This window comes from Methylorubrum rhodesianum, from assembly GCF_014199985.1.
GTDB classification, from domain to species: Bacteria; Pseudomonadota; Alphaproteobacteria; order Rhizobiales; family Beijerinckiaceae; genus Methylobacterium; species Methylobacterium rhodesianum.
In genome coordinates this window covers 84,652-97,448 of sequence record NZ_JACHOS010000002.1, presented here as the reverse complement: position 1 = coordinate 97,448, position 12,797 = coordinate 84,652, and the positions used below count along the sequence as shown (strand labels likewise).

The 12,797-nt window shown below is 69.7% G+C and carries 11 protein-coding genes; 8 read left to right on the top strand and 3 right to left on the bottom strand.

Translation table 11 applies throughout. The features are described from left to right. Nucleotides 1-89 precede the first annotated feature (89 nt). Complete coding sequence (locus HNR01_RS02910; RefSeq protein ID WP_026105785.1) at nt 90-1,382, bottom strand: RsmB/NOP family class I SAM-dependent RNA methyltransferase; 1,293 nt, start codon at nt 1,380-1,382, stop codon at nt 90-92. 155 nt (nt 1,383-1,537) lie between these two features. Between HNR01_RS02910 and HNR01_RS02905 the strand changes: the two genes are divergently transcribed. Then, nucleotides 1,538-1,714, top strand: coding sequence for a hypothetical protein (locus HNR01_RS02905; RefSeq protein ID WP_017486187.1), 177 nt, complete (start codon nt 1,538-1,540; stop codon nt 1,712-1,714). 22 nt (nt 1,715-1,736) lie between these two features. Here HNR01_RS02905 and panE read toward each other — a convergent pair whose 3' ends face one another. Next, nucleotides 1,737-2,675: a 2-dehydropantoate 2-reductase gene (gene panE / locus HNR01_RS02900; RefSeq protein WP_183666529.1), complete on the bottom strand. Its 939-nt coding sequence runs from the start codon at nt 2,673-2,675 to the stop codon at nt 1,737-1,739. Nucleotides 2,676-2,884: 209 nt separating this feature from the next. On the opposite strand from panE, the gene HNR01_RS02895 reads away from it, so the two are divergent. After that, nucleotides 2,885-3,790 (top strand): hypothetical protein, encoded by a 906-nt coding sequence (locus HNR01_RS02895; protein WP_183666527.1) that lies wholly within the window; start codon nt 2,885-2,887, stop codon nt 3,788-3,790. A gap of 334 nt (nt 3,791-4,124) precedes the next feature. After that, entirely contained in the window at nt 4,125-4,970 is an 846-nt protein-coding gene (locus tag HNR01_RS02890; RefSeq protein ID WP_183666525.1) for a hypothetical protein, read from the top strand. Between the two features lie 556 nt (nt 4,971-5,526). Here the strand turns inward: HNR01_RS02890 and guaB are convergent. Then, nucleotides 5,527-7,020 (bottom strand): IMP dehydrogenase, encoded by a 1,494-nt coding sequence (gene guaB, locus HNR01_RS02885; RefSeq protein ID WP_183666523.1) that lies wholly within the window; start codon nt 7,018-7,020, stop codon nt 5,527-5,529. Between the two features lie 264 nt (nt 7,021-7,284). Between guaB and HNR01_RS02880 the strand changes: the two genes are divergently transcribed. The 5 genes from HNR01_RS02880 (at nt 7,285) to murB (ending at nt 12,764) form a co-directional block, all read left to right on the top strand. Continuing rightward, nucleotides 7,285-8,451 (top strand): FtsW/RodA/SpoVE family cell cycle protein, encoded by a 1,167-nt coding sequence (locus HNR01_RS02880; protein ID WP_153873746.1) that lies wholly within the window; start codon nt 7,285-7,287, stop codon nt 8,449-8,451. 115 nt (nt 8,452-8,566) lie between these two features. Next, nucleotides 8,567-9,679 (top strand): undecaprenyldiphospho-muramoylpentapeptide beta-N-acetylglucosaminyltransferase, encoded by a 1,113-nt coding sequence (murG, locus tag HNR01_RS02875; RefSeq protein WP_183666521.1) that lies wholly within the window; start codon nt 8,567-8,569, stop codon nt 9,677-9,679. Between the two features lie 146 nt (nt 9,680-9,825). Beyond that, on the top strand, nt 9,826-11,232 hold the full coding sequence (gene murC, locus HNR01_RS02870; RefSeq protein ID WP_183666519.1) for a UDP-N-acetylmuramate--L-alanine ligase: 1,407 nt from the start codon (nt 9,826-9,828) through the stop codon (nt 11,230-11,232). A gap of 3 nt (nt 11,233-11,235) precedes the next feature. Next, a complete protein-coding gene (locus HNR01_RS02865; protein WP_183666517.1) occupies nt 11,236-11,835 on the top strand; it encodes an endonuclease domain-containing protein in 600 nt (199 codons plus the stop codon). Then, on the top strand, nt 11,832-12,764 hold the full coding sequence (gene murB, locus HNR01_RS02860) for a UDP-N-acetylmuramate dehydrogenase (protein WP_153873750.1): 933 nt from the start codon (nt 11,832-11,834) through the stop codon (nt 12,762-12,764). Before HNR01_RS02865 ends, murB begins: the two co-directional genes overlap by 4 nt. Nucleotides 12,765-12,797 lie beyond the last annotated feature (33 nt).

The following is a 12,797-nucleotide window of genomic DNA, read 5'->3' as shown; positions in this document are numbered from 1 at the left end:
GGAATCTCGTCCGTGACGGCAGCCCCCACGTGTCCCGCACGCGGCTCCCCGGGACAACGGCGAAGGCGCGCGACCGATCCGGCTCCGGATCAGCTTTTGCGTGTCATCGTCGCGACATAGAAGCCGTCGGTTCCGGTCAGCGCTGGGCTCATCTGGATGCCGCGCACCGTCCGACGCACCTTGTCATCGAGACCCGGAACGGGGCCGAGATCCGTCGTGACCGCCTCGATCGCGCGGCCGCCACGGCGGAGCAGGCCGTCCACAGCGGCGTCGTTCTCCTCGGGCAGGAGCGAGCACGTGACGTAGACGAGGGTGCCGCCGGGACGCAGCAGTTTGGCCGCACGGTCGAGCACCTCGGCCTGCTCGGCGATCCGGCCGGCGAGACTGCCCGGCCGCAGCCGCCACTTGGCGTCGGGATTGCGGCGCCATGTGCCGGTGCCCGTGCAGGGCGCGTCGACCAGCACCCGATCAACCGTGCCGTCGAGATCGGCCAGGACGTCGGAGCGCGCCTTGCCGGTGCGCGGGGTGCGCACCTCGACCTGCGCACCCGAGCGGCGCAGGCGCTCGTGGATCGGGGCGAGCCGGCGCGGATCGGCATCGGTGGCGATCAGCCGCGCGGCATTGCCGGTGATCGCGGCGAGCGCCAGCGACTTGCCGCCTCCGCCAGCGCACAGATCGACGATCGTCTCGCCCGGCCTCGCCGCCGCGAGCAGGCTGGCGATCTGAGAGCCCTCGTCCTGTATCTCGAACCCGCCCTCCAGAAACACCGGATCGACGTGCAGTGCCGGGCCGCGTCCGTCGTCGCCGAGGGGGATGCGCAGCCCGAGGGGGGAGAGCGGCGTCGCCTCGGGGGCGAGGTCGGCAAGCGCCTCGCTTGCGGCGTCGCGGCTCTGCTTCAGGGTGTTGGCGCGGATATCGAGCGGCGCCCGGCGCCCGAGCGCGCGCAACTCGGGCAGCAGCGCGTCACCGAACAATGCGGTCAAGGAGGGCAGCACGAAGGCCGGCGCATCGCCCGCGACCTCAGGCGGCGCGTCGGCGAGGCTTCCTTCCGCGAGCCGCTTCCGCTCGTCCTCGGTCAGGGGAGGGGGGGCGAAGCGCGCGCCGTCGAACAGCGAGGCGATGCTCGGCTCGGCCAGCCCGCGCTGCAGGCGCAGCATGCCGATGAGGATCGCGCGGCCGGTCTCCCCGCCCATGATCCAGGCGGCGGAGGCCCGGCGCCGCAGGCCGTCATAGACGAGGCTCGCGATCGCCGCGCGGTCGCCGGAGCCGGCGAAGCGGTGGGCGAGGCCCCAATCCTTCAGGGCATCGGCGGCCGGGCGGCGGCGCGCGGCGATGTCGTCCAAGATCTCGATGGCGGCGGAGAGGCGGGCGGAGGGGGTCAGGATCGGCTCCGGAAACGTTTCGTTAAACTTGCCACCGTGCGGCCACGCTCGGACCAGCGGTCCGACACGATACGGCCGAGCTTCCGGCTCTTTGGCCGTCCAGAACGGCACGATGGCCCCGTCCGTCAAGGACATGTGAGGAAAGGACCCCCGGGATGCCATCCCTGAAGCCCATCGCCTGCGCCGGCCTGCTGGCGCTCACGCTCGCCGCCTGCTCCACCGCCCCGGCGGCACCCGCCCTCGACCCGGTGCCTCCGCCCGCGCCACGCCCGGACGCCAAGACACAGCTGGAATACGGCAACCCGCCCCCGCTGCGATCCGGCCGCTACTGAGAGGGCGCGGCAGCGGGGCGACTCAGGCCGCCTCGCGGGCGCGCCGATGCTCGTACGCCTTGAGGTGCGTCAGGACGCGGGCGAGCACCGGCGTCTCGACGCCCTTGGCCCGCCCGCGCTCAATCAGGTCGCCGATGATGTGATCGGCTTCGATGCGGGCGCCTCCCTCGATATCGCGCAGCATCGAGGCGGTCATCGTCGAGCCCTCCGCCGTCAGCATCTTGCGGGCACCGGCGAAGACCTTCTCGCGGGCGGCGTTGCCGTTGGCGCCGGCCACCGCCTGGCACTCGTCATGCAGCGCCCCGATGAAGGCCCGGCCGCCGGGCGCCGCGACGATGTCGCCGAGCGCCGCCCGCATCAGGGTCGTCGACCCGGCGAGCGTCGCGAGGAAGACCCACTTCTCCCACATCTCCAGGAGGATTTTGTCGCTGGCACGCGGCTGGAAGCGCACGCCCTCCATCTGCGCCTCGATGCGCCCGATCCGCTCCGACCGGGTTCCGTCGCGCTCGCCGTAGGTGAGGCTGTGCAGGTCGGTCATCTGCCGGATCGCGCCATCCCCCGTCAGCGTCGCGACGATGGCACAGCTTCCTCCCAGAACCCGGTCGGCACCGAAGGTCCGATCCAGCAGGTCGAGATGGCGCAGGCCGTTGAGGATCGGCAGCACGACCGTGCCGGGTCCGACGGCGGGCGCGACATCCGCCACCGCCGCATCGAGGTCGTAGGCCTTGGCGGAGAGCAGCACGAGGTCGAACCCGCCAGCGGCGGCGAGGCGGTCGGCCGTCACCGTCTGCGGGGTGGCGATGTGGACGTCTCCCACCGGGCTGAGCACCTGCAGGCCGTTCGTCGCCAGCCGCTCAGCCCGCGCCGGGCGCACGAGGAAGGTCACGTCCCGCCCGGCTTCCGCCAGCCGCGCCCCGAAATACCCACCGGTCGCACCGGCCCCGACCACGAGAATCCGCATCGTGTTCCCCTTTCTCCGTCTCCTCACTTACCGCGAAGCCTGACGTCCCGCACCCCGGCAAGGCGGCGATCCGTTCATCAGTTTCCGTAATGGGGCGTCTTCCGCTCTGAACAGATCTGGAGTCGCGATCACGCTGCGGTTAAGCTTGGCTCACCAGACGGCCCCTGCATTCCGCACCGGCGATTGCTGGCTTTCAGCGGATATCGCCCATGCGCACCCGATCGCTCCTCGCCACTCTGGCCGCAGGATGTCTTTCCGTATTCGGCTCGCACGCGGCCTCGGCCACCGAACGCCAGCCGTTCGAAGTCGTGAAGGGGTGGGAAATCGAGCGGACGGTCGGCGATACCAGTGCCAATCCCTGCCTGATGACCCATGCCTACGAGGACAAGGACGACAACAACGCCGCCAATGCCGTGGTCTTCGCCCTGCGGGGCTCCTCGGCCGTGCTCGTGCTGGTCTATCAGGGATGGGACTTCGACAAGGAGGAGCCGGTCAAGGTCCCTCTCTTCCTCGACAAGAAGCCGATCAAGCTGAAGACGACCTGGATCGGCGACGGCAAGACCCTGCGGACCCAATTGCCCGACAGCGTGGTGCCGGACCTGCTCGCGGCCAAGACGGTGATCCTGCGCTTCGAGGACAGCGACGCGGACTTCCGGATCCCGGATTTCGCGGCGGGCTACGAGGCATTGCGGCGCTGCGACGCCTCACCGGCCGCCGTCGCCGCACCCCGGCCGGCCTCGCCGGGCGGCGCCACGCTCCAGGCCGCGCCCGCCCAGCCCCCCGTGCCGTCCCAGCAACGCATCGCCGCCTACGCGATCGGTCTGTCGGTGCAGCGCGTGCTGAAGGAATGCGACCTGTCCTCGACCGGCAAGCAGCGCACCGCCGTGGATGCCAGGATGGCCGCGCTCCAGCCGGAGATGGCGCCGCTGGACGCGCAATTGCGCAGCGAACTGAAGCGCAACGGCGAGTCCTGTCCGGCGGCGGACAAGCAGGCGGAGTTCCAGGATGTCATGCGCAAGTTCATCGAGCTGAGCCCGGAAGACCTCGTCGCCGCGCTAGAGAAGCCGCCCGCGCCGCAACAGGCGCCGGACTCGAAGAGCGGGTCTCAGCTGTGAGAAAAGCTGATCCGCCCTCCGCTTGATCGAAGCGGTCGGCGTGATGGCGGGTCCGCGCCGCGCGTGAGCGCTGTCCGGATCCGCCGGCCCGAGAGATCCCTCGGGTCGGATGTCAGCCGACGCGCATCCGAACGCCCGCGAGAGCCGCGCCGCACGACCCCCGATCCCCGGGGCAGCGGGCGTCCTACTCCCATCGCGACATCGCAGAACTCTGTGAGGGATGCCTTCTTCGTGGCTGGTTGCGCCGAGCCGCTGCGGCTAGGCTTCTTCAGCCGGCTGGCCATCCTGCATTCCGCGGGCGGTACGGACCGGCCGTTCCCCGCGGAGATGTCGCGTGCGCCTCTCACCCGTCACGGCAGCGATGCTGGCGACGCTCCTCGGCAGCCCGCTCGCCGCGGCGGATCGCGCGTCGGTCGAGACCGTCGGCGAGTGGACGGTCGAGCGCCGCGCGGGCCAGCCCGCCGCCCCCTCCTGCCGCATGACCCGCACCGAGAAGGACGCGCAGGGCGAGATCGCCTTCCTGGTGATCGTCTCCCTCGACCGGGGCGGCCTCACCCTGGCGGTCGCCGACCGGAATTGGGATTTCCCGGCAGGCGAGCGGTTTGCCGTACCGATGCTTCTGGATGGGAGACCCGCCGGGACGACACTGATCTGGACCGGCGATGGGCAGATCCTGCGCACGGCCTTGCCGGAGTCGATCGTACCAAGCCTACTCGGCGCGCGGGCGCTGGCACTTCGCTTCGCCGATGGCGACAGGCCGGTCGCCGTGCCCGATCTGGAGGCGGCCGTCGCCGCCCTGCGGCGCTGCGCGGCGGGATCGACGAGCGAGCCGACCGTGGCGGCCGAGCCCCCGCTGCCGCCGCGGGCGCGGATGGCGGCTTACACGGTGGGCCTCGCCCTCCAGGGCGTCCTGAGGACCTGCGGAATGGCCGCGACCGATGCGCAGCGTGAGGCGGTCGAGGCGAAGATGGCGGCGCTCCGCCCGGAGATGGCGCCCTACGAGGCGGCGATGCGCGGGCAGGTCACGAAGTCCCGCGGCTTCACTTGCCCGCCCCCCGACAAGGAGGCGGAGTTTCAAGAGGCGTTGCGTCGGTTCATCGCCCTGAACCCAGACGAATTCACGAGCGCGATCGATCGTCAGGCGGAGGCCGCGCCCGGAGCGTCGTCGAAGAAACCGTAACCGATCCCGCCCGTGACGTTCATGCCGGCATCCGCCGATCGGAGCGAAACCCGATCTGGCCGGAGCCGCGCCCGAGCGCAGTCCGGATCCGTCGCCTCCGCAGCGCGCGCGAATTTGATGGGAATGCCGCCGCGTGACTTGATTCAGGTCATTGAACGCAGGCACCCATTGGTGGAAAGCTTCTTTGGCGCCAGGCGAAATCATCGCCGTGTCTCGGAGCGACGGTGACTGAACTTCGCCGAACGCGTTCCTCCCGATACTTGTTCTCCGCTGCCACCCCCAGGGCGCGGAGATTTTTTTAGGTGCGAGAGAGACTTTCTAGGACAAGATTGACATCCACTAAGTTCGTGGGATCGATGTTCATCTACGCTTGTCGCCTCGCGGAGGCCGACGATGCGGCATACCCTCTCACCGGTCCCGGCGACGGCGCGTGAGCGCGCCGTGGCCGCCACGCTCTGTGTGCTGATCTTTCTCGAATGCCTGACCCTGCTGGTCAGCCTGATCTGGCTGTGAAGCCGTCCTCGCGAGGCCCCTCGGGAGGGACCTCGCAGCCGTCTCAGGCCCGGCTCGGATAGTTCGGGCTCTCGCGGGTGATCGTCACGTCGTGGACGTGGCTCTCGCGCAGACCCGCATTGGTGATGCGCACGAACTGCGCCCGTTCCTGGAAATCCGGAACGGTCGCCGCGCCGACATAGCCCATCGCCGCCCGCAGGCCGCCGGCGAGCTGGTGCAGCACCGCCGCGACCGGGCCCTTGTAGGGCACCTGCCCCTCGATGCCCTCCGGGACGAGTTTGTGGGTGTCGCTGACCTCGGCCTGGAAGTAGCGGTCGGCCGAACCACGGGCCATGGCGCCCACCGATCCCATGCCGCGGTAGCTCTTGTACGAGCGGCCTTGATACAGAAAGACCTCGCCCGGCGCTTCGTCGGTGCCCGCGAGTAACGAGCCGAGCATCGCCACGGAGGCGCCCGCGGCGATCGCCTTGGCGAGGTCGCCCGAGAACTTGATGCCGCCGTCGGCGATCACCGGCACGTCGGCGCCCTGCGCCGCCTCGACCGCCTCCATCAGCGCCGTGAGCTGCGGCACGCCGACACCCGCGACGATGCGGGTCGTGCAGATCGAGCCCGGGCCGATGCCGACCTTGATCGCGTCGGCGCCGGCGTCGATCAGCGCGCGGGCGCCTTCCGCCGTGGCGACGTTGCCGGCGATGATCTGCACGGCGTTGGAGAGCTGCTTCACCCGCGCGACGCTGTCGAGCACCTTGCGGGAATGACCGTGGGCGGTGTCGACGACGATCACGTCGCAGCCGGCATCGATGAGGCGCTCGGCCCGCTCGAAGCCCGAATCACCGGTGGTCGTCGCGGCCGCGACCCGCAGCCGGCCCTGCTCGTCCTTGACGGCGCTGGGGTAGGCGACCTGCTTCTCGATGTCCTTGACCGTGATCAGGCCGATGCAGCGGTAGTGGTCGTCGACGACGAGCAGCTTCTCGATGCGGAACTGGTGCAGCAGCCGCTTGGCCTCGTCCTGCGTCACGCCCTCGCGCACCGTGATGAGCCGATCGCGGGTCATCAGCTCGGCCACCGGCTGGCCGATATTGGTGGCGAAGCGCACGTCGCGGTTCGTCAGGATGCCGACGAGCTTGCCGCGGGAGCCGTTGGGACCGCGCTCGACCACCGGGATGCCGGAGATCCGGTTCTTCTTCATCACCTCGAAGGCGTCGGCCAGCGTCTCGTCGGGGTGGATGGTGATCGGGTTGAGCACCATGCCCGACTCGTACTTCTTGACGAGGCGGACCTGCTCGGCCTGCTCGGCCGGCTCGAGGTTGCGGTGGATCACGCCGAGACCGCCATTCTGCGCCATGGCGATCGCCATCGGCGCCTCGGTGACAGTGTCCATCGCCGACGCGATGATCGGCAGGTTGAGCCGGATCGTGCGGGTGAGACGGGTCGCGACGTCGACCTCGGTGGGCATCACCGAGGAGGCGGCGGGGCGCAGCAGCACGTCGTCGAAGGTGAGGCCCTCGATGATCGTGTCAGCGCTGATACGGGCCATGGAAACCAACTCCGGAGACGGGTGTTGCGCCGGGCCGGGAACGTCCGGCCAGCGGGATCGGGTTGGCAGGGGCCAGTATCATGGGTGCACGATGCACGCAAAGCCGCAGCCATCCTTTGCCGTGCATGGCTGACGGGCGATCGGAGCGCCTCGACGCAGTTCTGATCCGTCGCGGCAACCCCCCATTAACCCTTACGTTCCACGATCACGGCGGACCGCCCGCGTCCTGTCGCGGGACCGGCCGGCTGGAGACGAGCCCTCGCCATGATGTCGCGCGCCGAACGCAGTCCCCTCGCGGATTGGTGGTGGACGGTCGATCGCGGCCTCCTCGCGGGCCTCGGCTGCCTGATGGTGGCCGGACTCGTCTTCCTGATGGGCGGCGGCCCGCCGGTGGCCGAGCGCATCGGCCTGCCGACCTTCTACTTTCTGAACCGTCAGGCGATGTACCTCGCCCCGACGATCCTGCTCATCATTGCGGTCTCGTTCCTCTCGGTGCGCCACATCCGCCGCTTCGCGCTGGTGACGTGGATGCTCGGCGTGGTGCTCTGCGTGCTCGCCGGCAAGTTCGGGCCCGAGATCAAGGGCGCGCACCGCTGGATCCAGTTCGGCTCCTTCGGCCTCCAGCCGTCGGAATTCGTGAAGCCCGCCTTCGTCGTCGTCACCGCCTGGGCCTTCTCGGAGGGCGCCAACCGCCGCGACATGCCCGGCGTCACCCTCGCCTTCCTGCTCCTGCCGCTGACCATCGTGCCGCTGATCCTCCAGCCCGATTTCGGGCAGACCATGCTGATCACGATGGTGTGGTGCACCCTGTTCTTCGTCGCCGGCCTGCACTGGTTCTGGGTGGCGGGCCTCGGCTTCGCCGGCATGATCGGCGTGTTCACGGCCTACACCTTCCTCCACCACGTCCGCGAGCGCATCAACCGCTTCATGGATCCCGAGTCCGGCGACAGCTTCCAGGAGGTCTGGTCGCGGGAATCGTTCAATTCCGGCGGCTGGTTCGGCACCGGCCCCGGCGAGGGCGTGGCCAAGCGCCACCTGCCCGACGCGCATACCGACTTCATCTTCTCGGTGACCGGAGAGGAATTCGGCGTGTTGGTCTGCCTGGGCCTCGTCGCGCTCTTCGCCTACATCGTCATCCGCGGGCTGAAGCTCGCGCGCCGCACCGACGATACCTTCACGAGGCTCGCCATCACCGGTCTGACCACGCTCTTCGGCCTCCAGGCCTGCATCAACATGGCGGTGAACACGCAGCTCATGCCGGCCAAGGGCATGACCCTGCCGTTCGTCTCCTACGGCGGCTCCTCGCTGATCTCGCTGGCACTGGGAATGGGCTTCCTCGTGGCGCTCACCCGCAAGCGCCCGCGCACCACGACGGTGAACCAGCGCCCGCCCGGTACCATGCCCTCGGCCGTTCCGGGGCTGATGCAGTGACCCCGGCGGTAACAATCATGGAGTCTTCCTGGCGAATGCCGCCGGCGAGCGCGAAGGCGCGCCGCCACTTGTGCGGCGGACCGTCCCCGAGGCGTCAGCGTCGAGGACAACCCTCATGACCGTTTTCACGCCTCTCGTCCTCGTCTGCGCCGGCGGCACCGGCGGCCACCTGTTTCCGGCCCAAAGCCTCGCCTACGCGCTGAAGGAACGCGGGATCCGGGTGGCGCTCGCCACCGATGCCCGCGTCGATTCCATCGCCGGCGATTTCCCGGCGGAAGAGATCGTCACCATCGCCTCGGCGACGCCGTCCGGCCGCTCGGCCCTGCGCCGGGCCGGCGCCGTGTTCACGCTCGGGCGGGGGTTCGGACAGGCCGCCCGCGCGGTGCGTCGCCTGAATCCGGCCGCCGTCGTCGGCTTCGGCGGCTACCCGACCGTGCCGCCGATGCTGGCTGCGCAATTGCTCCGGGTGCCCACCATCCTGCACGAGCAGAATGCGGTGATGGGTCGGGCCAACGGCTTCCTCGCCAAGGGCGCGCGAGTCATCGCCACCGGCTTCAAGGAGGTTCGCGGCGTCCCCGAGAAGGCGACGGCACGCCGCGTCCATACCGGCAACCCGATCCGCCCGGCGGTGCTGGCGGTGGCCGAGACGCCCTATCCGGTTCTCGACGCGGATTCGCCCCTGCGCCTCCTCGTCTTCGGCGGCAGCCAGGGTGCCCGCGTGATGAGCGAAGTGGTGCCGACGGCGATCGAGAAACTGCCCGAAGACCTGCGCGCTCGGCTTCACCTCGTGCAGCAGGCGCGGCCCGAGGACCTGACGGCGACGCAGAACCGCTACCTTGCCATGGGGCTCGGCGGCATCGAGGCGGCGCCCTTCTTCAAGGATCTGCCCGGCCGCATGGCCGCCGCCCACCTCGTGGTGGCGCGCTCCGGCGCCTCGACGGTCTCGGAACTCGCCGCCATCGGCCGGCCCGCCATCCTCGTGCCGCTGCCCGGCGCGCTCGATCAGGATCAGGCGGCCAACGCCGCGACCCTGGCGCAGATCGGCGCCGCGCTGTCGATCCCGCAAAGCGCCTTCACCCCCGACCGGCTCGCCGCCGAACTCGTGGACCTGTTCGAGGCGCCGCGGAAATTGACCCAGGCCGCCGCTGCGGCCAAAACCGCCCGCATCCTCGACGCGGCCGACCGCCTCGCCGCCCTCGTCGTCGAGACCGCGACCGCGACTTCATAAAGGCGGCAAGTCCGAAAGGCTTGCCGCGCCCGGCGGACGACCGCCGCCCCGCAGGCGCGGGGCGGGCTTCGGCGATTCAGGATCGTCGGGGTTCGATACGAGACAGCCGAGACTCGTCAGAGCCCCGGACTCAAAAGGTTTTCGATATGAAGCTGCCCGAAAAGCTCGGCCCCATCCACTTCATCGGCATCGGCGGCATCGGCATGTCCGGCATCGCCGAGGTGATGGCCAATCTCGGCTACACGGTGCAGGGCTCGGACGCGAACGACAACGCCAACGTCCGCCGACTCTCCGAGAACGGCATCCGCACCTTCGTCGGCCACCGGGCCGAGAACGTCGAGAACGCGGCCCTCGTCGTCGTCTCAACCGCGATCCGCCGCGACAATCCGGAGCTGGTCGAGGCCCGCGAGCGCCGCCTGCCGGTGGTGCGCCGGGCCGAGATGCTGGCCGAGCTGATGCGCTTCAAGTCCTGCGTCGCGGTGGCCGGCACCCACGGCAAGACGACGACGACCTCGCTCGTCGCGACGCTCCTCGACGCCGGCAACCTCGACCCCACCGTCATCAATGGCGGCATCATCAACGCCTACGGCACGAATGCCCGCATGGGCGCCGGCGACTGGATGGTGGTCGAAGCCGATGAATCCGACGGCACCTTCCTCAAGCTGCCGGCGGATGTCGCCATCGTCACCAACATCGACCCCGAGCATCTCGATCATTTCGGCTCGTTCGACGCGATCAAGGACGCCTTCCGGCGCTTCATCGACAACATCCCGTTCTACGGTTTCGCGGTGATGTGCATCGATCACCCGATCGTCCAGGATCTGGTCGGCCATATCGAGGACCGGCGCATCATCACCTACGGCGAGAACCCGCAGGCCGACGTGCGATTGCTCGACATCGACCTGAAGGGCGGCCAGAGCCGCTTCCGCGTGATGATCCGCGACCGCCGCCCGGGTTTCCGCTTGGAGATGCAGGATCTCGTCCTGCCGATGCCGGGCCGCCACAACGCGCTCAACGCCACGGCCGCGCTGGCGGTGGCCCACGAGCTCGGCGTTTCCGAGGACGCGATCCGGAAGGCGCTCTCGGGCTTCGGCGGCGTCAAGCGCCGCTTCACCCGCACCGGCGAGTGGAACGGCGCGGCGATCTTCGACGATTACGGCCACCACCCGGTGGAGATCGCCGCGGTGCTGCGCGCCGCCCGCTCCTCCACCGCCGGCAAGGTGATCGCGGTGGTGCAGCCGCACCGCTACACCCGGCTTCAGTCGCTGTTCGAGGATTTCTGCACCTGCTTCAACGATGCCGACACGGTGATCGTCGCGCCGGTCTACGCCGCGGGCGAGGCGCCGATCGAGGGCATCGACCGCGACTCGCTGATCGCCGGCCTGAAGGCCCGCGGCCACCGCGATGCCGTCGCCCTGGAGCGGCCCGAGGATCTTGCCCGACTGGTTGCCGGCCGCGCCGGGCCGAACGACTACGTGGTGTGTCTCGGCGCCGGAACGATCACGCAGTGGGCCTACGCACTGCCGGGGGAGCTGGCGGCTTTGCAGGGGTGAGGCATGCGCTCCGCGGACGACGAGCGGAGGCAGTTTCGAAAGCGGCTGCGGCATGAGCAGACGGAGGCCGAGCGCCGCCTCTGGTATCGTTTGCGCGACCGTCGTCTCGCCGGGTTTAAGTTCGTGCGACAGGAGAGCGTCGACCCCTACGTGGCGGATGTCTGCTGCCGCGAGGCGAGGCTGATCATCGAACGCGACGGCAGCCAGCATGCGGAGAGCGGTTACGACGCGGTTCGAGATGCCTGGCTAATCGAGCAAGGCTATCGCGTTCTTCGATTCTTGAACGCGGAGGTTTCGAACAACGTCATCGGCGTATTAGACACGATCCTTGCCGCGCTTCCCCCCTCTCCCCGCACGCGGGGAGAGGGTCGCGACGACCTCGGACATCGGGTTTACCCGAGTTCCGATCTAGGTTGCCCAAATCGGGCAAGCCCGACTTGGGTCGTCGGCGCGACGAGCCCGCAGGGCGAAGGTGAGGAGGCCTCGACGCGCGAGCCTCCTCCGGATTCGCCCCCTCACCCTCGGCTGCCGCCTCGCTTCGGCGACGACGAGGTCGCCGAAGCCCTCTCCCCGCGTGCGGGGAGAGGGGGAGACCCTGGATGACCGCCTTTCCCGATCTGATCGAAAAAATCCGCGCCGCCGCGCCCAACCTCCGCGGTCGCCTGCTCGAAGACCAGTCGCTCAGCGACCTCACATGGTTCCGCGTCGGCGGGCCGGCGCAGGTGCTGTTCAGCCCGGCCGACGAGGAGGACCTTTCCGTCTTTCTCGCCGCCCTCGATCCGTCCGTGCCGGTGACCGTGATCGGGCTCGGCTCGAACCTGATCGTGCGTGACGGCGGCATTCCGGGCGTGACGATCCGGCTCGGCGGCAAGGCGTTCGGCTCGGTCGAGATCGACGGCGACACCCTCCGCGCCGGCACCGCCGTGCCGGACATGCGGCTGGCCAAGGCGGCGGCGGAGGCCGGTCTCGACGGACTGGCCTTCTTCCGCGGCATTCCCGGCTCGATCGGCGGTGCGCTTCGGATGAATGCCGGCGCCCATGGCGGCGAGACCACCGACGTGCTGATCCAGGCCCGCGGCATCGACCGCAAGGGCGAGGTCCGCAGCTTCACCCATGCCGAGATGGGCTTTCGCTACCGCCACTCCTCGGCACCCGAGGACGTGATCTTCACGAGCGCCCTGTTTCGGGGACGTCCCGGCGACCGCGAAGCGATCGAGGCGGAGATGGAGCGGGTCACCGCCGCCCGCGAGGCGGCTCAGCCGATCCGCGAGCGCACAGGAGGTTCGACCTTCAAGAACCCCGAGGGCGGCAAGGCCTGGCAGCTCATCGACGCCGCCGGTTGCCGCGGCCTGATCCGCGGCGGGGCCCAGGTCTCGGAGATGCACTGCAACTTCCTGATCAACCGCGGCGGCGCCACCGCCGCCGATATCGAGGGACTCGGCGAGGAGGTGCGCCGCCGGGTGCGCGAACATTCGGGCTTCGAGCTGCACTGGGAGATCAAGCGCATCGGCGTCGAGGCCTCGCCCGCCTGACGGAGCGCACCCGTCGAGATCGGAGGAGGGATC